We start from the raw sequence: 26606 nt of genomic DNA on the forward strand, positions 1-26606 counted from the left end.
ACGCCAGAGGTCGCCAGCGATGCGTTATCCCCACCTGTTCAAACCCATGCAGCTGAACCAGCTGACGCTGCGCAACCGGATCGTCAGCACCGCGCACGCGGAGGTGTATGCCGAGCCGGGCGGCCTGCCGGGCGACCGCTATATCCGCTACTACGAAGAAAAGGCGAAGGGGGGCGTCGGCCTGGCCATCTGCGGCGGGTCGAGCCCGGTATCGATCGACAGCCCGCAAGGCTGGTGGAAATCGGTGAACCTGTCGACCGACAAGATCATCGATCCGCTCACGCGCCTGGCCGACACGATGCACAAGCACGGCGCGAAGATCATGATCCAGGCGACGCACATGGGCCGCCGCTCGTCGTTCCACGGCGAGCACTGGCCGCACCTGATGTCGCCGTCCGGCGTGCGCGAACCCGTGCACCGCGGCAACGCGAAGATCATCGAGATCGAGGAAATCCGCCGCATCATCGGCGATTTCGCGGCGGCCGCGAAGCGCGTGAAGGCGGCCGGCATGGACGGCATCGAAATCTCCGCCGCGCACCAGCACCTGATCGACCAGTTCTGGAGCAAGCGTTCGAACCACCGCACCGACGAATGGGGCGGCAGCCTCGAAAACCGCCTGCGCTTCGGCATCGAAGTGCTGACGGCCGTGCGCGAGGCGGTCGGCAAGGATTTCTGCGTCGGCCTGCGCATGTGCGGCGACGAATTCCACGAGGACGGCCTCGATCACGAAGCGTTGAAGGAAATCGCGCAGGCGATGTCGGAGACGGGCCTGATCGACTACCTGAGCGTGGTCGGCTCGGGGGGCGATACGCACAACACGATCGCCAACTGCATGCCGCCGATGGCGTTGCCGCCGGAGCCGTTCGTGCACCTCGCAGCCGGCATCAAGTCGGTCGTGAAGATTCCGGTGATGCATGCGCAGAGCATCCGCGATGCGGGCCAGGCCGAGCGCCTGCTCGCGAACGGCATGATCGACCTGGTCGGCATGACGCGCGCGCAGATCGCCGATCCGCACATGGTGATCAAGATCCGCGACGGCCGCGAGGACGAAATCAAGCAGTGCGTCGGCGCGAACTACTGCATCGACCGCCAGTACAACGGCCTCGACGTGCTGTGCATCCAGAACGCGGCGACGTCGCGCGAAGCGACGATGCCGCACATCATCGAGAAGTCGCGCGGCCCGAAGCGCAAGGTCGTGGTGGTCGGCGCCGGCCCCGCGGGCCTCGAGGCGGCGCGTGTCGCGAAGCTGCGCGGCCACGACGTCGTGCTGTTCGAGAAGAACGCGGAAGTCGGCGGCCAGGTGATGATTGCCGCGAAGGCGCCGCAGCGCGAGCAGATGTCGGGGATCATCCGCTGGTTCGACATGGAAACGAAGCGCCTGGGCGTCGACCGGCGTCTCGGCGTGGCCGCCGACGAGAAGATGATCATGGCCGAGAAGCCGGACATCGTCGTGCTCGCCACCGGCGGTTCGAGCTTCACGTGGCAGGTGCCGGCGTGGGGTGTGGCCGAAGGCCTCGCCGTCAGCTCGTGGGACATCCTGACCGGCAAGGTCGAGCCAAAGCAGAACGTGCTGCTGTTCGACGGCGTGAGCACGCATGCGGGCGCCGGCGTGGCCGATTTCATGGCGAGCCGCGGCTCGAAGGTCGAGGTCGTCACGCCGGACGTGAAGGTCGCCGACGACTGCGGCGGCACCACGTTCCCGATCTTCTATCGACGCCTGTACGCATTCGGCGTGATCCCGACGCCGAACACGATGCTCGATCGCGTCTATGAAGAGAACGGCAAGATGATCGCCGTGCTGCGCAACGAGTACACGGAAGAACTGGAAGAGCGCGCGGTCGACCAGGTGGTGATCGAGAACGGCTCGTCGCCGAACGACGAGCTGTACTGGAAGCTCAAGCCGGAATCGGTGAACCGCGGCCAGATCGATCCGCACACGCTGTTCGCGGCCGAGCCGCAGCCGTGCCTGTCGGAAGAACTCGGCAACGGCCGTTTCCTGCTGTTCCGTGTCGGCGACTGCATCTCGATGCACAACGTCCACGGCGCGATCTACGACTCGCTGCGTCTCGTGAAGGATTTCTAAAAGATGAACCCGTCCTTCCTCATTACCGCCCTGCTGTGGCTGTCGGTGGCGGGGCTCGCGTTCGCGGTCGCGAAGCGCTCGTCCTACTGGCGTCTGGGCCGCGCGACGGCGCCCGGCTCGTTCGGCGTCGCGAACCTGTTCGCGATTCCGAAGCGTTATTTCGTCGACCTGCACCACGTGGTCGCCCGCGATCCGTACATCGCGAAAACCCACGTCGCGACCGCTGGCGGCGCGATCGGCGCGCTCGCGCTGGTGTTCGTCAACTACGGCCTCGCGATCTACTCGCCGTGGCTCGACAAGCTGATCTTCCTCGCGGCGCTCGCGATGCTGGTCGGCGCGGTGTTCGTGTGGCGCCGACGCGCGGCGAAGGACGTGCCGGCGCGCCTGTCGCGCGGCCCGTGGAATACGCTGCCCTGGCTGCTCGGTTCGTTCGCGCTCGGCCTCGTGCTGTTCATGCTGGTGCCGACCGGCGCGATGTCAGGTGCGTTCGCGGTGCTCTGCGCGCTGCTGATCGGCGTCGGTGCGTTCACGATGACGGTCGGCGCCGCGAAGGGCGGCCCGATGAAGCATGCGATCGCCGGCCTGCTGCACCTCGCGTTCCACCCGCGCCAGGAGCGTTTCGCGGCCACGCGCGAATCGTTCACCGGCAACGGCACGGCCACGCCGCCGACCGCGCTGAAGCTGCCGGACATCGAGCATCAGGAGTACGGCGTCGCGAAGCCGGTCGAATTCCGCTGGAACCAGCTGCTGAGCTTCGACGCGTGCGTGCAGTGCGGCAAGTGCGAAGCCGCGTGTCCCGCGTTCGCGTCGGGCCAGCCGCTGAACCCGAAGAAGCTGATCCAGGATCTCGTCGTCGGGATGGCCGGCGGCACCGATGCGGCGTACGCGGGCAGCCCGTCGCCGGGCATCCCGGTCGGCCAGCATCGCGGCGAGCCGAACGGCCCGATCGTGTCGGGCCTGATCGAGGAACAGACGCTGTGGTCGTGCACGACCTGCCGCGCGTGCGTGCAGGAATGCCCGATGCTGATCGAACACGTCGACGCGATCGTCGACATGCGCCGCAACCGCACGCTCGTGCACGGCACGGTGCCGGGCAAGGGCCAGGAAGTGCTCGCGAACCTGCGCGAGACAGGCACGATGGGCGGCTACGACACGGCCGCGCGCTACGACTGGTCGGTCGACCTGAGCGCGCCGGTCGCGCAACCCGGCAAGCCGGTCGACGTGCTGTTCGTCGCGGGCGAAGGCGCGTTCGACATGCGCTACCAGCGCACGCTGCGCGCGTTCGTGAAGGTGCTGACCAAGGCGGGCGTCGACTACGCGGTGCTCGGCCCGACGGAAACCGACACAGGCGACGTTGCCCGCCGGCTCGGCGACGAAGCGACGTTCCAGCAGATGGCGAAGCGTCTGATCGGCACGCTCGGCACGCTGTCGTACAAGCAGATCGTGACGGCCGACCCGCACGTGATGCACAGCCTGCGCAACGAATACCGCGCGCTGGGGCTGCGCGTGACGGTCAAGCATCACACGACCTATCTGGCCGAACTGGCCGACAGCGGCAAGATCGCGCCGAAGGCGGTCGAGGCGCTGCAGGAGAAGCGCACGACCTATCACGATCCGTGCTACCTCGGCCGCTACAACGGCGAGATCGAAGCGCCGCGCAAGCTGTTGAAGACGATCGGCATCCAGGTCGTCGAGATGGAGCGCAACGGTATGCGCGGCCGCTGCTGCGGCGGTGGCGGCGGTGCGCCGCTGACCGACATCCCCGGCAAGCAGCGCATCCCGGACATCCGCATTGCCGACGCGCGCACGATCGGCGCGGACGTGGTCGCGGTTGCGTGCCCGAACTGCACGGCCATGCTCGAAGGCGTCGTGGGCCCACGCCCCGACGTGCTCGACGTCGCCGAACTCGTCGCCGCCTCGCTGGAGTGAATCGATGAATACGATCAAACGAATCGATCCGCGCCGGCCGTTCATCATCACGGCCGCCGGCCTGAAGCGCATCACGCTCGGCGAGGAAGGCAGCGCCGATGCGAACGCCGCGCAGTGGTCCGCCCACGGCCATGGCGCTGCGACCGCGAAGCCGCGCCGTGCGCTGCAGGACCCGAAGCACGTGATGCTGGTGGTCGCTCACAGCGAACGCGGCGCGCTCGACGACCATTCGCGTCAGGCGATCGCCGCCGCCGCGGTGCTTGCCGATGCGCAGACGGAAGTCGCGCTGCTCGCGTTCGGCGAATTGAAGGACGACGTGGCCGAACTCGGCGTCGACAAGCTGCTGGAGCTGACCGGCTTCGATCGCCGTGCGTTCGATCCCGAAAGCGAGCTGCAAGCATTGCAGGCGTGTGTTGCCGCGCTCGCCCCGAAACACGTGTTCGTGCCCGACAACGCGACGGGCGACGGCGATCTCGGCCGGCGTTACGCGGCGGCCGCCGGCGCGAGCGTCGCGACGCACGTCGTCGAAATCGACGCGAAGCACGTGGGGACGTATGCGCAGGCCGGGCGGGCGTTCGCGACCCGCGCGCTGCCCGACGTGATCCTGCTCGCGCAGAACGCGGTGGACGCGAAGCTGCCGTTCGTCGGCGCGGGCGAGCGCGTGGCGTCCGATTTCATCCGCCCGGCGCATGACGCCGCGCAGCCGTACCGCGATCTCGGTCTCGACGAAATCGACGCGGCCCAGGTCGCGCTCGAGGAAGCCGATTTCATCGTGTCGGCCGGCAACGGCGTGTCCGACATCGGCGCGTTCGAGCGGCTGGCCGGCGTATTCGGCGCGGCGATCGGCGCGAGCCGCGTCGCGGTCGACAACGGCCACTTCACGCGCGACAAGCAGGTTGGCGCGACCGGCAAGACGGTCGAGGCGAGCGTGTACATCGCGTTCGGCATCTCGGGCGCGGTGCAGCATTTGCAGGGGATCAAGGACTGCCGCCACGTGATCGCGGTGAACCTCGACGGCAGCGCGCCGATCGCGAAGCGCGCGAACCTGACGGTGGTCGGCGACGCGCAGGCGACGATCGCCGCGCTGATCGAACAGGTCCAGGCCGCGCGGGCCGCGCGCGGCGAATCGCCGGCCGCGGTCGGCACCCGTGAACCCGAAGGAGTCGCCGCATGAATGCCCCCCGCCCCTTGCAACGCATCGCGGTGCTCGTGTCCGTCGGCCGGCATCCGGTCAGCGGCATCGCGCGCTACAGCCGCAACGATGCGGCCGCGCTCGAAACCGGCCGCCAGCTCGCCGAGAAGCATCGCGCGACGCTCGACGTGATCCACGCGGGCGACCCCGCGAACGCGGCGCTGGCCGAGTATCTCGCGCTCGGCGCGCGGGAGGTCGAGGTGCTGGCCTGCCGCGACGGCGACGATGCCGTGCACGCGCTCGCCGCGCGTGTCGAAGGCTACGACCTCGTGCTGACCGGCACGCGCGCCGAGGGCGCGTACGACACCGGGATGCTGCCGTACCGCGTCGCCGCGGCGCTCGGCTATCCGCTCGTCGGCTCGGCCGTCGACGTGACGGTCGAAGGCGGCCGCGCGGCGGTCCGGCAATTTTTGCCGAAAGGGCTGCGACGGCGGGTCGACGCGGCGCTGCCGGCCGTCGTCGCCGTCCACCCGCTCGCCGGTGTCGAGCCGCGCTATGCGTATGCGCGGCTGCGCGCGGGCGCGATCCGTCCGGCGCTCGCGGCGAGCGGCGCGGACGCCGATGCGGCCGCGTGGACGGTCGGCCCGATCGAGCGTAAACCCGTAAAACTGGTCGCCGCCGAGAAGCGCTCCGGGCATGCCCGGATGCTGTCCGCGACGACGACCGAAAGCCGTGGCGGCAACGTCGTAAATGAAGGGAGTTCGGTCGAAAAAGCACAAGTGATCCTCGCGTATTTGCGCGAGCATCAGCTCATCGACTACTGATTTTGATGCCTGTCGGCAAGCAACCCAGGGATGCAAGGAATCCGGAGCAAACGATGAAAGTATCGGCAGACATTCGTGCACTGATCGAACGCCGCAAGGAAGGCCACAGCCTCGAAGCGCCGTTCTACACGAGCGAGGACATCTTCGCGCTCGACATGGAGGCGATTTTCCGCCAGCACTGGATCCAGGTGGCGATCGAACCGGACATTCCCGAGCCGGGCGATTACGTGACCGTGGAGCTGGGCAGCGATTCGATCCTGATCGTGCGTGACGACGACATGGCGATCCGCGCGTTCCACAACGTGTGCCGTCACCGCGGCGCGCGCCTGTGCAACGAAGACAAGGGCTCGGTCGGCAACATCGTGTGCCCGTACCACAGCTGGACGTACAACCTGACGGGCCAACTGATGTTCGCCGAGCACATGGGCGAGAAGTTCGACCGTTGCAAGCACAGCCTGAAGTCGGTGCACGTCGAGAACCTCGCGGGCCTGATCTTCATCTGCCTCGCCGACGAGCCGCCGGTCGATTTCGCGCAGATGCGCGCGGAGATGGAGCCGTACCTGCTGCCGCACGATCTGCCGAGCACGAAGATCGCCGCGCAGATCGACATCATCGAGGAAGGCAACTGGAAGCTCACGATGGAGAACAACCGCGAGTGCTATCACTGCGTCGCGAACCATCCGGAGCTGACGATCTCGCTGTACGAATACGGCTTCGGCTACCAGCGCTCCGACGCGAACGCCGAAGGCATGGACGCATTCGCTGAAACGTGCGTGCGGCGCGGCAAGGAGTGGGCCGAGATGGGCCTGCCGTCCGCCGAAATCGAAAAGCTGCTCGACGTGACGGGTTTCCGCACGCAGCGCCTGCCGCTCGACCGTCACGGCGAATCGCAGACGCTCGATGCGAAGATCGCGTCGAAGAAGCTGCTCGGCGGCTTCGACAAGGCCGACCTCGGCGGGCTGTCGTTCTGGACCCAGCCGAACTCGTGGCACCACTTCATGAGCGATCACATCGTGACGTTCTCGGTGATTCCGCTGTCGGCCGGCAAGACGCTCGTGCGTACGAAGTGGCTCGTGCACAAGGACGCGAAGGAAGGCATCGACTACGACGTGAAGAACCTGACGGCCGTGTGGAACGCGACCAACGACCAGGATCGCGCGCTCGTCGAATTCTCGCAGCGCGGCGCGACCAGCAGCGCGTACGAGCCGGGCCCGTATTCGCCGTACACGGAAGGTCTCGTCGAAAAATTCTCGGCCTGGTACATCGGCCGGCTCGCCGAAAAAACCGGCGCGTAGCACCCAGCAGCGTATAAGCGGAGCAAGACATGATGCGAGATGCGGCCAATTTCGAGCCGGCGGACAGCCGGGTGACGCACCCGGCCTTCTGGAACGCGCTGCCCGAGCGCTGGACGAGCGACGTCGAGGAAACGCTGGTGTGCTGCCACGTGCGGCAGGAAACCCACGACGTGAAGAGCTTCTTCTTCCGTTCACCGCAGGGCCGCACGTTCTCGTTCGAGCCCGGGCAGTTCATCACGCTCGAGCTCGACATCGACGGCGAGACGATCAACCGCTGCTACACGATTTCGTCGTCGCCGGCGCGGCCGCACACGATCTCGATCACGGTGAAGCGCGTGCCGGGCGGCAAGGTGTCGAACTGGCTGCACGACAACCTGCAGCCGGGCGCATCGGTGCGCGTGCTCGGCCCGGCCGGCGAATTCACGTGCGCGCGGCATCCGGCACGCAAGTACCTGTTCCTGTCGGCCGGCTCGGGCATCACGCCGCTGATGTCGATGAGCCGCGCGCACCATGATCTCGCGGAAGACCGCGACATCCTGTTCGTGCACAGCGCACGCACGCCGGACGACATCATCTTCGCGCGCGAGCTCGACCTGATCGCGTCGAACCACACGAATTTCCGCACGTCGTTCGTCGTCGAGCGCGTCGGCGCACGCACCAACTGGCCGGGCGTCACGGGCTTCCTGACGCTGCCGCTGCTGAAGCTGATTGCGCCGGATTTCATGGAACGCGAGATCTTCACGTGCGGCCCCGCGCCGTACATGAAGGCCGTGCGCGACCTGCTCGACGAAGCCGGTTTCGATCGCAAGCAGTATCACGAGGAAAGCTTCTCGTTCGAAACGCTCGCGCAGACCGCGAGCGATGAAGTGCTCGCCGAACTCGTGCCGCCGGCGGAAGGCGGCGACGCCGCGACGAAGCAGTACACGGTCAGCTTCGCGAAGAGCAACCGCGAGATTTCGTGCGGCTCGGAGCAGCACGTGCTCGACGCGGCGCGCCAGTCGGGCGTGCGGCTGCCCGCATCGTGCACGCAGGGCATGTGCGGCACCTGCAAGGTGAAGCTCGTGTCGGGGCAGGTCGAGATGAAACACAACGGCGGTATCCGCCAGCGCGAAATCGATCAGGGAATGGTGCTGCTGTGCTGCAGCAAGCCGCTGTCGGATCTCGTGATCGACAAGTAGTCGAAACGCGTCATCGGCTGTCCGGGCGCGTCGCGTCCGGACAAGCATCTGTCGGAAAACAACGATACCGCGGATTTGTGGTTGAAGAACCTAGAGAGACAACGCGCACGGTGCGCAGACCAAGGAGATCGACCATGAAATTGTTCGGAAAACTGTTTTGGACCGGCACCCTGTCGGCGATGGTGGCATTGAGCGCATCGGCGCTCGCCGATACGAAGCCGACGCTGAAAATCGGCTACGTCGAAGGCTGGGACGACAGCGTCGCGACGTCGAACGTCGCGGCCCGCGTGATCGAGAAGAAGCTCGGCTACGAGGTGAAGCTCGTGCCGGTCGCTGCCGGGATCATGTGGCAGGGTGTCGCGCGCGGCGACCTCGATGCGACGCTGTCCGCGTGGCTGCCGGTCACGCACGGTTCGTACTGGAGCGAATACAAGAGCAAGGTCGTCGACGTCGGCGCGAACTTCCCCGACGCGAAGATCGGCCTGATCGTCCCGGATTACGTGAAGGCGAAGAGCATCGACGACCTGAATGCGGAGAAGGCCAGCTTCGGCGGCCGCATCGTCGGCATCGATGCCGGTGCGGGCGTGATGCGCAAGACCGACGAAGCGATCAAGAACTACGGGCTGAGCTACACGCTGATGCCGAGCTCGGGCAGCGCGATGACGGCCGAGTTGTCGCGTTCGGTCGGCGCGAACAAGCCGGTGATCGTGACCGGCTGGGCGCCGCACTGGATGTTCGCGAAGTGGAAGCTGCGCTTCCTCGAGGATCCGAAGAAGGTGTTCGGCGGCGCCGAGCATGTCGACAGCGTCGTGAATCCGGGGCTCGAAACCAAGGCGAAGCCGGTCGTCGCGTTCCTGAAGAAATTCCAGTGGAAGCCCGGTGAAATCGACAGCGTGATGCTGGCGATCCAGAACGGCTCGAAGCCGGAAGCCGCTGCGGATGCGTGGATTGCAGCGCATGCCGACCGCGTGAATTCGTGGACGGAAGGCGCGCAGTAAGCATCGCGACATACGTCGTACGAGTCATTATAAAAACACGCCGGGAATGGCACGCAGGAATCCGAAATAATCAGGATGCAATGCGGCCATATCCCGGTTTTATTTTGCGGATTCTGCAAAAAAGCCCGTAAATTGTTACACTACGGCCCTTGTGCGGAATCATCTGCTTTGCATCGGACCAGAGTAAGCGCTGAAGCGCCAACTCTGATCGAGAGGAGGAATTGGATGAGTCAAGCAGGACTGCGTGCGAATCGCACCAGTGATGTTGAGGCAACGATCTCACATGATTCGACGGGCCACACGCTGCATCGTGGCCTGACCTGGAAAGACGCTTTTTGGGTGACGAGCGGCGTGCCGGCAGGCGTGCTGTTCACGATCGGCGGCGTATGCGCGACGATCGGCCAGCCCGCGTGGGCGATCTGGATCGCCGCGATCACGATGGGGCTGATTCAAAGCGCGACTTATGCGGAAATATCGGGGCTATTTCCCCATAAATCGGGCGGCGCGTCGGTGTACGGCGCGATTGGCTGGGTCCGTTACAGCAAGCTGATTGCCCCGGTTTCCGTGTGGTGCAACTGGCTCGCGTGGTCGCCGATGCTTGCGCTCGGCTGCGGCCTCGCGGCGAGCTATGCGCTCACGAGTCTCTTTCCCGCCAATGCGGCGGTGCTGCACTGGCAGCTCAAGGTGGCGGATCTCGGGTTCATCAAGCCCGGTCTCTCCCTGCGAATCAACGCGACGTTCATCATCGCGACGATTCTGCTTCTCATCACGTTCAAGCTTCAGCACAGCGGTGCGTCAAAGGCTGCACGTACGCAGCGCATTCTCGGCATTGCGTCGCTCACGCCGCTCTTGATCGTCGGCATCGTGCCGTTCGTCACCGGCGACGTGCCGATGTCGAACCTGCTGCCGCTCTTGCCGCTCGGTCACGACGCGCAGGGCAACCTCACGGCCGCGACGTTCGGCTCGTGGAACGGGCAGGGCGTGACGATGGCGCTCGGCGCGATGTTCATGGCCGGCTGGGCGTCGTACGGTTTCGAGACGGCCGTCTGCTACACGCGTGAATTCCGCGATCCGCGGCGCGATACGGCCAAGGCGATCTTCTGGTCGGGTGCGCTGTGTCTGGTCGTGATGACGCTCGTCCCGCTCGCGTTCCAGGGCGCGCTCGGCACGCAGGCGATGCTCGATCCGGCGATCGGCGACGGCACCGGCGTCGCGGCCGCGATGGCGAAGATCGTCGGCGGCGGCGCGTGGGTCGCGAATGCGGTCGTCGTGATGCTGATGCTGTCGATCCTGCTGATCGTGATGACGTCGATGATGGGCTCGTCGCGCACGCTGTACCAGGCATCGGTCGACGGCTGGCTGCCGAAGTACCTGTCGCACGTGAACGAGCACGGCTCGCCCACGCGCGCGATGTGGACCGACCTCGGCTTCAACCTCGTGTTGCTGATGATGTCGGACTACATGACGGTGCTGTCGATTTCGAACGTCTGCTACATGCTGTTCGTATTCCTGAATCTTCAGTCCGGCTGGATCCACCGGATGGATCGCGGCAACTGGGATCGGCCGTTCCGTTGTCCGACCTGGCTGCTCGTCGGCGGCGCGATTTGCGGGTACGCGAACCTCGTCTACGTCGGCGCGGGTGCGAACCTGCAAGGCGAAGGCACGCTGCGCAACGGGCTGATCGCGATGCTGCTGATCGTGCCGGTGTTCCTCTATCGCCACTACTGGCAGGATCGCGGCCGCTTCCCCGCGCAGATGCAGCGCGACATGGAGCTGGAAGTGCCGAAGCGCGCGCTGTGGCTGAGCCTGATGCCGTATGCGGCGCTGATCGGTGCGGGGTTGACGATCGGGTTGTCGTATTACTTCGCGTGGGTGAAGTGACGCGGTAATGCGTGCGTGTCGGGGCACGCGATGGCTTCGGAAACCGCACACGGGGCCATCGCGCGAAGCGCCGGCGCAGCGCGACGACAAAAAAGGCCCGACCGGTTACACGCCGGTCGGGCCTTGTTCGTTGACGCCGCGTTCGAGCGCAGCTGCGATCCGCTTACGGAAATACCACCGTCCGGTCGCCATTCAAAAACACCCGCCGCTCGATGAACGCCTTCACCGCGCGCGCGAGCGTGAGGCTTTCGACGTCGCGCCCCACCGCGAGCAGTTGCTCCGGTCGCAGCGCATGATCGACGCGCTCGACGACCTGCTCGATGATCGGGCCTTCGTCGAGATCGTCGGTGACGAAGTGCGCGGTCGCGCCGATCAGCTTCACGCCGCGCGCATGGGCCTGGTGATACGGCTTCGCGCCCTTGAAGCCGGGCAGGAACGAGTGATGGATGTTGATCGCGCGGTTCGCGAGCTTCGCGCTCGTCTCCTGCGACAGCACCTGCATGTAGCGTGCGAGGATCACGAGCTCGGCGCCGCTCGATTCGAAGAAGTCGAGCCATTGCGCTTCCTGCTGCGCCTTGGTGTCGGCCGTGATCGGGAAGTGCCGGAACGGCAGCCCGTGCTGCACGGCGAGCGGCTCGAAGTCGGGGTGGTTCGACACGATGCCGACGATGTCCATCTTCAGCTCGCCCATCCGCCAGCGGAACAGCAGATCCGCGAGGCAGTGCTCGAGCTTCGACACCATGATCAGCACCTTCGGCCGCGCATTGACGTCGTGGATCGCCCACTGGATGTCGCCGTCGCGGCCGCCGAGTCCGGCCGCGATCGGCCCGAATTCCTGACGCAGCGCGTCGATCTGCAACGTCTCATCCGTCGGATGAAAGACGCAGCGCACGAAGAAGCGGTTGCTGAGATCGTCGTCGAACACGTTCAGCGCATCGACGTAGCAGCGATGGCGATCGAGAAAGCCGACGACGGCGGCGACCTGACCGGCCGCGCTCGGGCACGACAGTGTCAGGACGAATTGATCGGGGCGGTGCTCGGCGGTCATGAGACTCCTCGGATGGCGTGGGGCGCACGGCCGCGCGACGGCGCACGACAGCGCCGCGCCGCGCGGGTAGCGGGAGGCTCAAGTAAATCAGGACGATTCCGGGGCGGATAGAACCAACGCGCCGTGTGGCTGGTATCGGCGCGCCAGCGGGCGCGGGCCCGGGAGCGGGGAAGGGGGACGGAAACGGGGCGGGCGCGCCGCGTCAGGCCGCCGCGCACGCGTCGAGCAGCCAGCGCCGGAACACGTGGGTCGCGTCCGGCTCGGGCCGCTGCGGCGGGCGCACCAGGAAGTAGCCGCGCGACGTGACGACGGGCGCGTCGACCAGCTTCACGAGCTGGCCGGACGCGACGAGTTCGTCGACGAGCGGCGCCCAGCCGAGCGCGACGCCTTCGCCGAGCAGTGCCGCATGGATCACGAGCGCATAGCTGTTGAAGGTCACGCCGCGCGCGGCGGCCGGCGGTTCGAGCCCGTGCGCGTCGAACCAGCCCGACCACGACAGCCAGCGCTCGGGGCGCGTCGGCTGCACGTGCAGCAGCGGCAGCGCAAGCAAATGGTCGGCCCGCGCGACGTCCGGGTGCGCGTCGCGGAACGCGGGCGAGCAGACCGGCGTGACGGATTCCGGAAACAGCCGCGCGGCCGTGCACGACGGCCAGTGGCCGTCGCCGAACAGGATCGCGATGTCGCCATGGTCGCGCTGCGCGTCGTAATCCTGTGACGTGACGACGCGCACGTCGACGTCCGGCATCACGTGCTTCAGCCCGGCCAGGCGCGGCATCAGCCAGTAGGTCGCGAAACCGAAATCGGTGACGATCGTGAGCGCGCCGTGCTCGCGGCGCGCACGCAGCGTCGCGGTCGCGCCGCGCAGCGTGTCGAGGCTCAGCCGCACGGCTTCGTACAGGCACTGGCCGTCGGCCGTCAGCGTGACGCCGCGCGGGCTGCGTTCGAACAGCGGCACGCCGAGTTCGGCTTCGAGCTGGAACACCTGCTGGCTCACGGCCGGCTGCGTCGAGCCGAGCTCGCGCGCGGCGGCCGTGAAGCTCGCGAGCCGGGCGGCCGATTCGAACGCGCGCAGCGCCTGCATCGACGGTAACGGTTCGGATTTCGACATAAGTCCCTCTAATGGCCCCATAAGGGCCGGACGCCTACCCGCGCGAATTCGGGCGGGCGATAGTGCAGCGGACGGTGCGGCAGATGCGCTTCATGCGCCAGCGCGCCACGCATTCCGCGATTCTAGCCAGCGCGGCCCCCGCGCGCGGCGGTTTCTGCGGATCGCCTCCGTCATGCCGGACGTCTCGCTGCCAAAGCGGCGCGCCGTTCCATTCGAACACCGCTTTCCCCACGATCGCCGATGACGAACCCGACACCCAACATCCTGATCCTGATGGCCGACCAGCTCACGCCGTTCGCGCTGCCCGCGTACGGCAACCGCGTCGCCCGCACGCCGACGCTCGACCGGCTCGCCGCCGAAGGCGTGGTGTTCGACGCCGCGTACTGCGCGAGCCCGCTGTGCGCGCCGTCGCGCTTCTCGCTGCTGACCGGCAAGCTGCCGTCGGGCATCGGCGCCTACGATAACGCCGCCGAATTGCCGGCGCAAACGCTGACGTTCGCGCATTACCTGCGCGCGGGCGGCTACCGGACGATGCTGTCCGGCAAGATGCATTTCTGCGGGCCCGATCAGTTGCACGGCTTCGAGGAGCGACTCACGACCGACATCTATCCGGCCGATTTCGGCTGGGTGCCGAACTGGGACAGCCCGACGGAGCGGCCGAGCTGGTATCACAACATGAGCTCGGTGCTCGATGCGGGCCCCTGCGTGCGCACGAATCAGCTCGACTTCGACGACGAAGTGACGTTCGCCGCGAAGCAGAAGCTGTACGACGTCGCGCGCGAACGCGCGGCCGGGCACGATGCGCGGCCGTTCTGCATGGTCGTGTCGTTGACCCATCCGCACGACCCGTATGCGATCACGCGCGAATACTGGGATCTGTACGGCGACGAAGAAATCGACATGCCGGCCGTGCGGCTCGATGCGGCCGAAAGCGATCCGCATTCGCAGCGGCTGCGCTTCGTCTGCGAAAACGACCGCACGCCGCCGACCGACGCGCAGATCCGCGCCGCGCGCCGCGCATATTACGGCGCGACGTCGTACGTGGACACGCAGTTCGGCAGCGTGCTGGCCGCGCTCGAGCAATGCGGGTTCGCCGACGACACGATCGTGATCGTCACGTCCGACCACGGCGACATGCTCGGCGAGCGCGGGCTCTGGTACAAGATGACGTTTTTCGAGGGCGGCTGCCGCGTGCCGCTGATCGTGCATGCGCCGGGCCGCTTCGGCGCCGCGCGCGTGCGCGGGCCCGTGTCGCACGTCGACCTGCTGCCGACGCTCGTCGATCTGGCCGGCGCGGCGCCGGCCGGCGGCTGGCCGGACCCGGTCGATGGCGCGAGCCTCGTGCCGCACCTGCAGGGCACGCCCGCGCACGACGTCGCGCTCGGCGAATACCTCGCGGAAGGCGCGCTCGCGCCGGTGGTGATGATTCGGCGCGGCGACTGGAAATATGTGCATTGCCCGGCCGATCCCGACCAGCTCTACCACCTGTCGGACGACCCGCGCGAGCTGACGAACCTGGCCGGGCAGCCGGAAGCCGCCGACGTGCTCGCCGCGTTCCGCGCGGAGGCCGCGCAGCGCTGGAACCTGCCCGAGCTGGACCGGCAGGTGCGCGCGAGCCAGCGACGCCGGCGCTTCCATTACGCGGCGACGACGCAGGGCCGCATCCACGCGTGGGACTGGCAGCCGTTCACCGACGCGAGCCAGCGCTACATGCGCAATCACATCGAACTCGATACGCTCGAAGCGATGGCGCGTTTTCCGCGCGTCGGGCGTTGAACGTCCCGCAGCGATCATTGAAGAACGACGGAGGAAGCGAACCATGAAACGGCAACGCAATGCAGCATTCCGAAGGATCGGCGCGGCGTTCGCCGCCGCCGCGTGCGTGGCGGCGACGCAGCCTGCGTCCGCCGCCGATCCGCAGACCTGCGGCGACGTGAAGATGGCGGCGCCCGGCTGGACCGACATCGACGCGACGAACGCGATGGCGGGCGTCGTGCTGAAGGCGCTCGGCTACCGGCAGGACGTCGCGAACCTGTCGGTGCCGATCACGTACCAGGGGTTGAAGAAAGGGCAGGTCGACGTGTTCCTCGGCAACTGGATGCCCGCGCAGGCGCCGCTCGTGAAGCCCTTCGTCGACGAGAAATCGATCGACGTGCTGCACGCGAACCTGAGCGGCGCGAAGTTCACGCTCGCGGTGCCCGACTATGTGGCCGCGGCCGGCGTGCACACGTTCGCCGATCTCGCGCGCTACGCGGACCGCCTCGGCGGCAAGATCTACGGGATCGAGCCCGGCGCGCCCGCGAACCAGAACATCAAGCGGATGCTGTCCGACCACGCGCTGGGGTCCGCGAACTGGTCGCTCGTCGAATCGAGCGAGACGGGCATGCTCACGCAGGTCGAGCGCGCGGTGCGCGACAAGCGCTGGATCGTGTTTCTCGCGTGGGAACCGCATCTGATGAACACGAAGTTTCATCTGACGTATCTGTCGGGCGGCGATGCGTACTTTGGACCGAACTACGGCGGTGCGACGGTCAACACGGTCACGCGTGCCGGGTTCGCCGGCCAGTGCACGAACCTCGCGCGGCTGTTCCGGCAGATGACGTTCTCCGTCGACGTCGAGAACCGGATGATCGCCGACATGCTCGACCACAAGACGTCTCCCGCGCTCGCGGCGCAGCATGCGCTGAAGGCCGAGCCCGCGCTGCTCGCCGGCTGGCTCGACGGCGTGACGACGGCGACCGGCGCACCGGGCCTGCCGGCCGTGCGCGCGGCCCTCGACGGCCGCTGATTGCCTTCCTCCTGGCGGCCGGTTTTTGCCGTGCCGCCCGTCTACGTGTTTTCCCGACCCGTCGCATCGTGACCATTTAGTGTCGCCTTCAGACGGGTGACCGGAAATATGGGTTTGTATTTTTCGCCAATGGCTGCGTTATTGCGGAAAACGAAATAGCGGAGCCAGCAGACGTACCGAATTCGAATCAGCCGGCGTATTGCGGCACGCGCCAGGCCACGGTTCTTTCCATCGAACGGTTCAGGGAGGGTGGTCGACAATGAAGCAAAAGAAAGTCGCCGTAGCCGCCGCGCTTGCATGCGCGGCCTGTATTCCCGCCATCGGGCATGCGCAGAGCAGCGTGACGCTGTACGGGATTCTCGACGCGGGCATCACGTACGTGAACAACACGGGCGGCTCGCACGTGGTCAAGTTCGACGACGGCATCGCCTACGGAAACCGCTTCGGCCTCAAGGGCACCGAAGACCTGGGCGGCGGCCTGAAGGCCGTGTTCACGCTCGAGAGCGGCTTCCACCTCGGCAACGGGCAACTCGGCTTCGGCGGCGCGGAATTCGGCCGGCAGGCGTATGTCGGCCTGCAGAACGACTGGGGCACGCTGTCGTTCGGCAACCAGCTCGACATCACGAACGAACTCGTGTCGATCTACAACATCTCGGCGTGGGGCAGCGGCTATGCGATCCACCAGGGCGACTTCGACCGCTTCAACGGCGACCGCCTGCCGAACTCGGTGAAGTTCCTGTCGAACGACCTGAGCGGCTTCAAGTTCGGCGCGATGTATTCGTTCGGCAACGTCGCGGGCAACTTCCATCGCAACAGCGCCTGGAGCGCGGGCGCGAGCTTCACGAAGGGCGACTTCTCGATCGGCGCCGCGTACACGCGCCTGAACAACCCGAACGGCATCTACGCGTTCGACCCGTACGCGATGATCGGCACGCATACGTTCCTCGGCCAGCAGACCGTCACCGTCGATCCGGCGACCGGCGCCCGCACCGACCTGTTCTCGAACACCGCGATGGACGTCGACAGCCAGGGCACGTTCGGCATCGGCACCAGCTACACGATCGGCAAGCTGACGCTCGACGCGAACTACTCGTACACGACGATCAAGGGCTTCGGCCAGTCGTCGCACATGCAGGTGTACGAAGGCGGCGGCCTGTACCAGTTCACGCCGGCGCTGAGCTTCATCGCGGGCTACCAGCACACGCGCTTCGAAGGCCATCACTGGAACCAGGGCACGGCCGGCCTGCACTACCTGCTGTCGAAGCGCACCGACATCTACATCTCCGGCGATTACCTGCGTGCGTCGCAGGGCGTCGATGCGGTGATCGGCTACAGCTTCACGCCGTCGACGACGCAGACGCAGGCCGACGTGCGGATCGGGATGCGGCATTCGTTCTAAGCGGCGTGGCAGGATGATGTGACGTCTTCAGCGAGGTCTCTCTTTGGCGCGAACCACGGTTCGCGCTTTTTTTTGTGCGATGCGCCGGCTTCATCGGGCGCGCGGCCGACTGCCGGCCGGTTTTTCGTGGTTGGCATATCATCGCGGTTTGGCCGCGTCCGCACCGTCGCCGCGCGCACGCACTCGCGTGTGTCGTCGTTTCCCGAACGGTTGCGGTGCGCAGCGCCAACCGCCGAGATCCCGATGACCACCCCCGTGCCCGATTCCCGTCCTTTATCCCCGTTACCCGCCAATCTGTTCCGCCACGCACCGTTCCAGCGTTTCTGGGGCACGCGCGTGATGTCTTCCCTGGCTTTCCAGATCCTGTCGGTCGCAATCGGCTGGTATGTGTACGCGCTCACGCACAGCGCGTTCGCGCTCGGTCTCGTCGGCCTCGCGCAGTTCGTGCCGATGTTCGCGCTGACGCTCGTCGTCGGGCAGGTGGCCGACCGCTACGACCGCCGGCGCATCGCGACGATCTGCCAGAGCGTCGAGGCGCTGGCCGCCGGCGTGTTCCTGATCGGCGGGGTGCAAGGGTGGCTGGCCGCGCCGGCCGTGTATGCGCTCGCGGCGATCGTCGGCACGGCGCGCGCGTTCGAGTCGCCGTCGGTGTCGTCTTTGTTGCCGGCCGTCGTGCCGCGCACCGACCTGCCGCGCGCGACCGCGCTGTCGACGTCCGCGAACCAGGCCGCGCAGATTCTCGGGCCCGCGTTCGGCGGGCTGCTCTACGGTGTCGGCGCGCCCGTCGCGTTCGGCACGAGCGTCGCGGCCTTCGCGATCGCGGCGATGCTGAGCGGCACGATTCCGCTGCGTACCGCGCCGCCGGCGCGCGAGCCGGTCACGCTGCGCTCGGTGTTTTCGGGCATCGCGTTCATCCGGCGCGAGCCGGCGATCCTCGGCGCGCTGTCGCTCGACCTGTTCGCGGTGCTGTTCGGCGGCGCGACCGCGCTGCTGCCGATCTACGCGCGCGACATCCTGCAGGTCGGCCCGTGGGGGCTCGGCGCATTGCGCGCGGCGCCGGCGGTCGGCGCGCTCGCGGGCACGCTGTGGCTCACGCGTTTCCCGTTGAAGGGGCGGCCGGGCCGCGCGATGTTCGGCGGCGTGATCGCGTTCGGCATCGCGACGATCGTGTTCGGATTGTCGCGGCACTTCGCGTTGTCGCTCGTGGCGCTGGCCGCGCTCGGCGCATCGGACGTGATCAGCGTCGTCGTGCGACTGTCGCTCGTGCAACTGCGCACGCCGGACGACATGCTCGGCCGCGTGAGCGCGGTCAACTCGCTGTTCATCGGCACGTCGAACCAGCTCGGCGAATTCGAATCGGGCGTGACGGCTGCGTGGTGGGGCGCGCCGGCCGCGATCGTCGTCGGCGGCGCGGCGACGATCGCCGTCGCGCTCGCATGGATGCGGCTCTTTCCGCAGCTCACGAGCATGAAGTCGCTCGAACGCGACGCATGACGCGCATCACGCGTCATGCATCCTGCGTCACGCGCACGGCCGTGCCGTAGCAGATGACTTCGGTCACGCCCGCGCCGATCTCGGTCGAGTCGTAGCGCATCGCGACGATCGCGTTCGCGCCGAGCTTGCGCGCGTCGGCGAGCATCTTGTCGAACGCCTGCTCGCGCGCCTTCTCGCACAGCGACGTATAGAGTGTGATGTTGCCGCCGAAGATCGTCTGCAGCGACGCGCCGAACGAGCCGACGATCGAGCGCGAGCGCACGACGATGCCTTGGGCGACGCCGAGCGAGCGGACGGTCGTATGGCCAGGCAGGTCGAAGGCGGTCGTGACGCGGGCGGGCGACAGGTCGTCGATGGAGCGGATGGGTTCGGTCATGGTGGGCAAGCGTGTGGCGAGTGGTCGAACGACGATTCTAGCCGGACCGAGACAACGCATTCGAACGGGCGCCCCCAGAAGCAGACGGGCGCCCGTGTCGTTGCCGAACGCGAGAGCCGCTCGGCAACGCACGCTCAGCGCTTGATCGTCGCGCCGGCAATGCCGCCGAGATCGACCGCATAGGCGAGCGCGAGCTTGCCGAACTTCAGCGCATGGTTCGCCTGTCGATCCGAGTTTTCCAGCGTGTCGTTCACCGTGTGGATGTATGGGCTGTCGTTCTGGTCGGCTTCGAACGGGAACGATGCCGGGTACCCCTGCGCATTCCACGACGCATGATCCGAGCACGCATAGCCGCACTGCGACGTGCCGATCGCGAGCTCCGGCAGGTAGGTCGCCGCCAGGTTCTTCACATAGGTGTTCTGCGCGGCGTTCGTGTAGTCGGTGATCAGGTAGATGTCCTTCGGATCGCCCTTGTAGTTCGTCATGTCGAGCTGCAGCACGCCGACCACGTTCGCATTCTGCGTGCGGAACTGCTTCGCGATCGCCTTCGAGCCGAGCAGGCCGGCTTCCTCGGCCGCATACCCGACGAACTTGATGGTCCGTTTCGGCCTGTAGTTGTTCGCGAGCAGCACGCGCAGCGCCTCGGTCAGGCTGGCGATGCCCGACGCGTCGTCGTCGGCGCCGGGCGAGCGCGAGTTCTCCGTCGTGCGGCCGACGGTCGAATCGAGGTGGCCGCCGAGCACGACCGTGCCCGCGGCCGGATCGCTGCCGCGGATCGTCAGGATCACGGATTTCTGCGGAAAGCCCGTGTGCGCGAACTGTTCGACGGTGATGTCGGCGCGTGAGCCCGCCAGCTGCTTCCACTGCAGCGCGAGCCAGTCGGACGCGGCGACGCCGTGCGACGTCGTGTAGTAGCGGTTCGTGAAGCCGGACAGCGACGTGATCGTGCCGACGATGTTGCTCGCTTGCAGTTGCTGGACCCACGTGCCGATCTGCGGCACGTTGGACACCGTGTACGCGGGGGCGGCGGCCTGTTTCGCGAGCGTCGCCGGTAACGGCTGCAGCGCCTGCCGCGCGTCGTCGAACGAATCGTGCACGACGTAGCCGGGCCCGTGGCCGCGCGTGTGGTGGACGGCGTGGGCCAGCTCGCCGAGCCGGGCATCGTCGATCTCGACGACGTGAACGGTTTCGCGGCGCGCGGCGCCGTCGGCCGCCTTGCCGGCATCGACGGTCGTGCTGTACTGCGCGGTTGCGGTCGCATCGATGCGTTGAAGCTGGCGGAACGCGGTGTCGCCGAGCGTGATCCAGACGGGTGTCGCGTGCGCGGCGGCGCTCAGCAGCATGCCGCCCAGCGCGGCGCTCAGGCAGGTTGGTGTCAGAGTGGGCATGTTCGATCTCGTGAGGATGGCGATGTCGATGAAGGGAGCGCGCCGCAGGTCGTGCGATGCGCTCCCGCCTGCTGCGGTATTACGACTTCTGCGGAACGGTCACGCCGTACGTGCAGCTCTTGTTGTACGCGTTGCCGATCGCGGTGAGCTGCGCGCTGCTGTAGCCGAGCGCGGAGGCAGCCGTCAGCACGGCCTGCGCGGCGGCCTTCTGGTTGGTCGAGCTGTTGGTCATCGACAGCCCCTTCAGGAACGCCTTGTCCATCGCCTGCGCGCCGATCGCGTCGCGCGCGACGAGGTTGCACGACGCCCAGTACTGGCCGGCCGTGTGGATCTCCGCGCCGCGCGCCTGCGCGTAGGTGCGCCCGACGTTCCAGTTGGTCACGCGGCCGCCCCAGAACTCGTTGTGACCGTCCCAGTTGTAGACCCAGTGATACTGCGCATCCGACGGGCTCCACTGGTTGAAGTCGCGGCTGTACGCGGCGGCGAGATAGTCGCCGGTGCCTTCCGACAAGCCTTCCTGTTGCGACAGGCCGCCGTTGGTGACCCAGTCGTGGATGCCGTGGCCGAGTTCGTGGATCACGACGTCCGCGTCTTCCGCGTCGTCGACGCCGCCTTGCCCGAACGTCAGCCGGCCGCTGCTCGACGAATACGACGAGTTGTCGTCGCCCGATTCGCCGTGCGGGTCGTACTGCACGCCGCCCGTGTACTGGTACGGCAGCGCCTTGATGCCGAGCGTCTGGTTCACGTAGCGCAGGAACGTGTCGATGTGGTAGTACACGTTCACGGCCTCGAAATACAGGTTGCCGCGCGTGAACTCGAACGCGGGCGTGGACTGCGACGGGCAGGCCTTGTCGAGCGGCGCATCGAAATCGATGCACGACGCGTACGGGCCCGTCAGCGTGTAGCGCGTGCCCGACTGCGCGAGATCCTTCAGCGTCACGCGCACGCGCGCGGCCGCGAGCTGCGTCGAATCGGCGTCGTTGCTGTCCTTGTAGCCGGTGCTGCCGTAGCTGCTTTTCGTCGGCGACAGCGGATCGGGGCGGAACACGAAGCCGGTGCCGTCGGTCGCGTAGAACGCCTTGTCCTCCGCGCGCAGCACTTCGCCGCTTGCCGAGTCGATCAGCAGTTCCCAGTCGCCTTTCGGGCCGTCCTGCGGACGGCCGCGCACCTTCCACGCGGTGTGCGTGCCGGCCTTGTCGACGAACGCGACGAGCTGCGCGTCGAGATGCGTGAAGCCGCTCACGCCGAGATACGCGCGGGCGCGGTCGAGCGCCTGCTGCTGGTCGACGGCCTGCGACTTGCGCGTCGTCGCGACCACGCCGTTGATCGTGTTGCTCGCGACGTACAGGATGCGGCCGTCCTTCGCGACGGTCACCGCGATGTCGCTGCCGTACACGGGCAGCCCGGCGGCCTGCTGCTGCAGGCGCACGACGGTGAAGTCGGCGTCGTTGCGCTCCGACGTGACGACGAGGCTCGCGAGCGCGGCCGCGTCGAGCCCGAGCTGCGCCGCCTGCGACGCGACGAAGTCGCGCGCGGTGGCGGCGGGCGTCGCGGCAGCTTTCTTGACGCGATAGGCCGGGTTGTACAGCGTGACGGCGACGCCGTCCGCGCGGAATTGCCCGGCGGCCGTGTCGGCCTTCGCGGCCGGCGGCGCGACGCCGCGCGTCAGGCTTTCGCGCAGGCTCGCGGCCTGCGGATTCGACACTTTCGTATCGGCCTGGGTGCCGCCGACGATGCCGAAACCGAGCACGAGACCCAGGGCGAGCGGCAATGCTTTGCGTGATGTCTGCATACGTGATCCTCATCTCAACGGTTGGACACGCCCGCGCGCTCGTGGCGAGCAGGCACGACACGGCCCGCGCGCCGGTTCGATGGGACCGGTGCGGCGAAGCGGTGTGGGAATGTCGACTGACTAAGGAGCTCTAAATGTCAGGTCGAAAAGAAGCGGGCAGGCGAAGCGGAGAAGAAGCGAACGGCAGGCAGGTGCGGCGACGGCGAATCGAGCATCGTCATGTCATACCCCTCGGATCGATCGTGATATCGGTGGGCAGCCTGCGTGGCACGACGCGCGCGAGATGAAGCAGGCGTATCGTTAGGCTGCCTATCTAACTTTTTTTGGTATGTTACAGAATATTTTCAACGACATTCCAGATTATTTTCGACGACCGCTTCGGTTCGTCGACCAGTTGCCGACATTGTTCAGCGAACGGACGGAAACGCCGCCGGAACGCGCAATACCGCGCCGGATTGTGATCAAAAGCCGAGACGATCAGCGCGTCGCCCGCCGGTCGCTGCGCGGGCTCATTCCGAATCGTGCGCGATAGGTGCGCGAGAAATGCGACGGCGATTCGAAGCCGCACGCGACGCACACCGACGTGATGCTCATGTCGGTCTGCTGCAGCAGTTCGCGTGCGCGATCGAGGCGCAGGTTCAGGTAGAAGTGCGTCGGCGTGTCGTTCAGCGTCGCGCTGAACAGCCGTTCGAGCTGGCGCCGCGTGATCGACACCTCCTGCGCGAGCGCGTCGGAGCCGAGCGGGTTCTCCATGTGCCGCTGCATCGTGCCGATCACCTGGATCAGCTTGCGGTTGTGCACGCCGTAGCGCGCGGCGATCTCGAGCCGCTGGCTGTCCGAGCGCTGCCGGATGCGGCTGACGACGAACTGCTCGGAGATTGCGGCCGCGAGATCGGCGCCGTGCCGGCGGCCGATCAGGTCGAGCATCATGTCGATCGACGCGGTGCCGCCCGCGCACGTGATGCGCCGGTCGTCGATCTCGAACAGCTCCTGCGTCGCGTTCAGGCCGGGATAGCGCTCGCGGAACGCGGCCAGCGCTTCCCAGTGCAGCGTGAGCGATTGCGACGCGTCGAACAGCCCGGCCTCCGCGAGCACGAAGCTGCCCGTATCGATGCCGCCGAGCGTGGCGCCGTGCCGGTGCTGGCGGCGCAGCCAGTCGCCGAGCGTGCGCGTGTAGCACACGAGCGGATCGAAGCCGGCGACGACGAACACCGTATCGACCTGCGGGACGTCCGCGCACGCGGCTTCGGCGGCGACCGGAATGCCGTTGCTCGCGGCGACGGGCGCGCCGTCCGCGCTGATGACGTGCCAGCGATACAGCTCGGTGCGAAAGCGGTTCGCGACGCGCAGCGGCTCGACCGCGGACATGAAGCCGAGCGCGGAGAAGCCGGGCAGCAGCAGGAAGTGGAAATCCTCGGGCATCGGGGCGTGGGGTGGAAGCAGGGGGGGCGCCGCGCACCGCGCGGGCCGGCGCGCAGTGCGCCGAACGTTCAAGCCGGGATTATCGCGGTTTTTTGCCGGCGCTCAGCGCGTTTTTGCACCACGCACCGTCCGGCGCGCCGTCGTCGACGGCAATTCGCCGAATTGCGCCTTGTACGCGTTCGCGAAATGCCCGAGATGCATGAAGCCCCAGCGTGCGGCCGCTTCGCTGATCGGCAGGTCCGATTGCCGCGTGTCGAGCAGCAGGCGTCGGACCTGCGCGAGGCGCAGCGCGCGCGTGTAGTTGAGCGGGCTCGTCTGGACGACCGACTGAAAGCTGTTCTGCATCGTGCGCCGGCTCACGCGCAGTTGCGTGCACAGGCTCAGGATGTCGACGGGCGCTTCCGGGTGCTCGATCACGTAGTCGTGCACGCGGCGCACGATGTCGGCGTGACAGGCATGCGTGAGCCGGTTCGACGGCTCGGGCATCCGGTACGTGAGGAGATCGACGAGCACGTTGCCGACGTCGGCGCGCAGCGCGTGTTGCGCGGGCGCCGCGTCGAACGCATCGGGCGCCGACAGCACGCGTTCGAGCAGCGTCGCGAGCTGCATGCTCGCACGGTCGCGCGCGGCGACCGGCACCTCGACGACGCCGCGCCGCAGCGCGCGTGCGTCCAGCCGCACGTCGGCCGCATCCTCGATCTGCTGCATCAATTCGGGTTCGACAACCACGCCGATCAGCGACATGTCGTCGGGTGAATGGAGTTCGAACGGCGCGCCGCCGCGCGCCATCACGATCGTGCCGCGCTCGAGGCGCGCATCGCCGAACGCGAAGGTGCCCGAGCCGGTGAGCGGCATGCCGAACACCGTATGGCCGTGCGGCAAACATCCGCGCTGGATGATGCGCACGTTCGCCGCTTCCTGGAACAGTTGCGCGCCGTCGAACACCGCGTTTTTGACCGCGCTGCGATACGCGCCGGACCCGATCTGGTCGTAACGCTGATTCCAGCCGCGCAGCGCCTCGGCATGTCGGTCTGCGTCGTCGAACCTCTGATGAAACGCGAGCACGGCCCCTCCGGCGATCGTTCGAACCGCGCAAGATTAAACCGACCGAATAGTCGGCGCAATACGGGGCAGCGCTATTCCGTGTGCATGTTTCAGAGGGTCGGAAGGGGCGGTACAGCGAGGCTTTCACGCGCATTTCCAATATCCCGAATCGGCACGTACGCGTTGCCGGTCCGGGTGCTGACGGGATTTATTGTCGAACTACAGTCGCCCCACATAACGTGAATTCCCCACTGGAGGCGGCATGAGGACAAGGCGACGAACCGCGGCGCTCGCGGCGACGCTGGCGTTGGCGGCGGCATCGGCCGGCAGCGCGAACGCGACGGAAAAACCCGAAGAGCTGGTCGTGCAGAAGATGCCGCCGTGGCATCCGCACGAGGTCTATGTCGTCGACATCTCGATGCCGTCGATGACCGACGGGCGCATCCACGTGTACGACGCGGATGCGAAGAAGCTGCTCGGCCAGATCGACGGCGGCTTCGCCCCCGGCTTCGCGATCTCGCCCGACCGCAAGACGAGCTTCGTCGCGACGACCTATTTCTCGCGCGGCTCGCACGGCACGCGCACCGACGTCGTCGAGATGATCGACAACACGACGCTCGATCACGCGGGCGAGATCGTGATTCCGGCGAAGCACGGGCAGCATGTGCCGTCGCCGTACAACACCGCGTTCAGCGCCGACGGCAAGCGGCTGTACGTCGCGAACATCACGCCGGCCGCGTCGGTGACGGTGATCGACGCCGTCTCGAAGCAGGTGCTGTCGGAGATCGACATGGCTGCGTGCGTGCTCGCGTATCCGTCGGGCAACGACCGCTTCACCGCGCTGTGCGAAAGCGGCAAGGCGCTGACCGTCACGCTCGACGCGAACGGCAAGGAAACGAAGCGCACGATGTCGGACGCGTTCATCGACGTCGACAAGGATCCGGCGTTCGTGAACGCGTCGCGGTACAACGGCGGCTATCTGTTCACCACGTACGGCGGCACCGTGCGCAGCGCCGATTTCAGCGGCGACAAGCCGGCGTTCGGCACGCCGTGGCCACTGCTGACGGACGCCGAGCGCGCCGAAGGCTGGCGTCCGGGCGGCCTGCAGCAGACGGCCGTGCACGCGAAGCAGCACCGTTACTACGTGCTGATGCACAAGGGCGCCGACGGTTCGCACAAGGATCCCGGCACGCAGGTGTGGGTGTACGACCTGAAGACGAAGCAGCGCGTCGCGCGCTGGGATCTCGCGCAACTGAAGGTCGAGCCGCTCGTGTCGATCCAGATCAGCGAGGACGACAAGCCGCTGTTCTACGGGCTGACGGCGACCTCCGATCTCGTCGTGATGGACGCGCGTACCGGCACGCTGCGGCACGTCGAGAAGCAGATCGGCAATACGTCGTCGCTGCTCGTCAACCCGTGAGGCCGCG

Annotated in this window: 20 protein-coding genes; 13 read left to right on the plus strand and 7 right to left on the minus strand. The window is 67.1% G+C overall.

What is annotated here, in order from left to right; all coding sequences use genetic code 11:
* Positions 1-19 precede the first annotated feature (19 nt).
* The 8 genes from JYG37_RS27755 (at position 20) to JYG37_RS27790 (ending at position 11320) form a co-directional block, all read left to right on the plus strand.
* Positions 20-2083 (plus strand): NADH:flavin oxidoreductase, encoded by a 2064-nt coding sequence (locus JYG37_RS27755; RefSeq protein WP_006488987.1) that lies wholly within the window; start codon positions 20-22, stop codon positions 2081-2083.
* Positions 2084-2086: 3 nt separating this feature from the next.
* Entirely contained in the window at positions 2087-4012 is a 1926-nt protein-coding gene (locus JYG37_RS27760) for a (Fe-S)-binding protein (protein WP_213346229.1), read from the plus strand.
* A 4-nt stretch (positions 4013-4016) separates the two neighbouring features.
* Positions 4017-5186, plus strand: a complete 1170-nt coding sequence (locus JYG37_RS27765) for an electron transfer flavoprotein subunit alpha/FixB family protein (protein ID WP_089489635.1) — start codon at positions 4017-4019, stop codon at positions 5184-5186.
* Entirely contained in the window at positions 5183-5968 is a 786-nt protein-coding gene (locus JYG37_RS27770) for an electron transfer flavoprotein subunit beta/FixA family protein (protein ID WP_124555534.1), read from the plus strand. Before JYG37_RS27765 ends, JYG37_RS27770 begins: the two co-directional genes overlap by 4 nt.
* 53 nt (positions 5969-6021) lie before the next feature.
* Positions 6022-7263: an aromatic ring-hydroxylating oxygenase subunit alpha gene (locus tag JYG37_RS27775; protein WP_050012300.1), complete on the plus strand. Its 1242-nt coding sequence runs from the start codon at positions 6022-6024 to the stop codon at positions 7261-7263.
* A gap of 29 nt (positions 7264-7292) precedes the next feature.
* Positions 7293-8441: an FAD-binding oxidoreductase gene (locus tag JYG37_RS27780; RefSeq protein ID WP_050012301.1), complete on the plus strand. Its 1149-nt coding sequence runs from the start codon at positions 7293-7295 to the stop codon at positions 8439-8441.
* A gap of 134 nt (positions 8442-8575) precedes the next feature.
* The gene (locus JYG37_RS27785; RefSeq protein WP_124594758.1) at positions 8576-9439 is read left to right on the plus strand and encodes a glycine betaine ABC transporter substrate-binding protein; all 864 of its coding nucleotides are present in this window, start codon (positions 8576-8578) and stop codon (positions 9437-9439) included.
* A 225-nt stretch (positions 9440-9664) separates the two neighbouring features.
* Positions 9665-11320: a trimethylamine N-oxide permease gene (locus JYG37_RS27790; RefSeq protein WP_050012303.1), complete on the plus strand. Its 1656-nt coding sequence runs from the start codon at positions 9665-9667 to the stop codon at positions 11318-11320.
* Between the two features lie 163 nt (positions 11321-11483).
* On the opposite strand, the gene purU is transcribed toward JYG37_RS27790, so the two are convergent.
* Together purU and JYG37_RS27800 are read right to left on the minus strand one after the other, a co-directional pair.
* On the minus strand, positions 11484-12368 hold the full coding sequence (purU, locus tag JYG37_RS27795) for a formyltetrahydrofolate deformylase (protein ID WP_050012304.1): 885 nt from the start codon (positions 12366-12368) through the stop codon (positions 11484-11486).
* 202 nt (positions 12369-12570) lie between these two features.
* The gene (locus tag JYG37_RS27800; RefSeq protein WP_050012305.1) at positions 12571-13476 is read right to left on the minus strand and encodes a choline sulfate utilization transcriptional regulator; all 906 of its coding nucleotides are present in this window, start codon (positions 13474-13476) and stop codon (positions 12571-12573) included.
* Positions 13477-13716: 240 nt separating this feature from the next.
* On the opposite strand from JYG37_RS27800, the gene betC reads away from it, so the two are divergent.
* The 4 genes from betC to JYG37_RS27820 all read left to right on the plus strand — a co-directional run bounded on the left by betC (position 13717) and on the right by JYG37_RS27820 (position 19157).
* Complete coding sequence (gene betC / locus JYG37_RS27805) at positions 13717-15252, plus strand: choline-sulfatase (RefSeq protein WP_050012306.1); 1536 nt, start codon at positions 13717-13719, stop codon at positions 15250-15252.
* Positions 15253-15295: 43 nt separating this feature from the next.
* Entirely contained in the window at positions 15296-16264 is a 969-nt protein-coding gene (choX, locus tag JYG37_RS27810) for a choline ABC transporter substrate-binding protein (RefSeq protein WP_213346230.1), read from the plus strand.
* Positions 16265-16523: 259 nt separating this feature from the next.
* A complete protein-coding gene (locus JYG37_RS27815) occupies positions 16524-17663 on the plus strand; it encodes a porin (protein WP_050012308.1) in 1140 nt (379 codons plus the stop codon).
* Positions 17664-17906: 243 nt separating this feature from the next.
* Positions 17907-19157 (plus strand): MFS transporter, encoded by a 1251-nt coding sequence (locus JYG37_RS27820; RefSeq protein WP_089489632.1) that lies wholly within the window; start codon positions 17907-17909, stop codon positions 19155-19157.
* Positions 19158-19170: 13 nt separating this feature from the next.
* On the opposite strand, the gene JYG37_RS27825 is transcribed toward JYG37_RS27820, so the two are convergent.
* The 5 genes from JYG37_RS27825 to JYG37_RS27845 all read right to left on the minus strand — a co-directional run bounded on the left by JYG37_RS27825 (position 19171) and on the right by JYG37_RS27845 (position 25200).
* Positions 19171-19533, minus strand: coding sequence for a YbjQ family protein (locus tag JYG37_RS27825; RefSeq protein ID WP_050012310.1), 363 nt, complete (start codon positions 19531-19533; stop codon positions 19171-19173).
* Between the two features lie 134 nt (positions 19534-19667).
* A complete protein-coding gene (locus JYG37_RS27830; RefSeq protein WP_213346231.1) occupies positions 19668-20921 on the minus strand; it encodes a M20/M25/M40 family metallo-hydrolase in 1254 nt (417 codons plus the stop codon).
* 79 nt (positions 20922-21000) lie between these two features.
* Positions 21001-22713: a M36 family metallopeptidase gene (locus tag JYG37_RS27835; RefSeq protein WP_213346232.1), complete on the minus strand. Its 1713-nt coding sequence runs from the start codon at positions 22711-22713 to the stop codon at positions 21001-21003.
* Positions 22714-23190: 477 nt separating this feature from the next.
* Positions 23191-24135, minus strand: coding sequence for a GlxA family transcriptional regulator (locus JYG37_RS27840; protein ID WP_050012313.1), 945 nt, complete (start codon positions 24133-24135; stop codon positions 23191-23193).
* Positions 24136-24237: 102 nt separating this feature from the next.
* Positions 24238-25200: a helix-turn-helix domain-containing protein gene (locus tag JYG37_RS27845; protein ID WP_050012314.1), complete on the minus strand. Its 963-nt coding sequence runs from the start codon at positions 25198-25200 to the stop codon at positions 24238-24240.
* 241 nt (positions 25201-25441) lie between these two features.
* Here JYG37_RS27845 and JYG37_RS27850 point away from each other — a divergent pair, with 241 nt between their 5' ends.
* Complete coding sequence (locus JYG37_RS27850; RefSeq protein ID WP_089489629.1) at positions 25442-26599, plus strand: amine dehydrogenase large subunit; 1158 nt, start codon at positions 25442-25444, stop codon at positions 26597-26599.
* Positions 26600-26606 lie beyond the last annotated feature (7 nt).

This window comes from Burkholderia sp. LAS2 (assembly GCF_018417615.1).
GTDB classification, from domain to species: Bacteria; Pseudomonadota; Gammaproteobacteria; order Burkholderiales; family Burkholderiaceae; genus Burkholderia; species Burkholderia sola.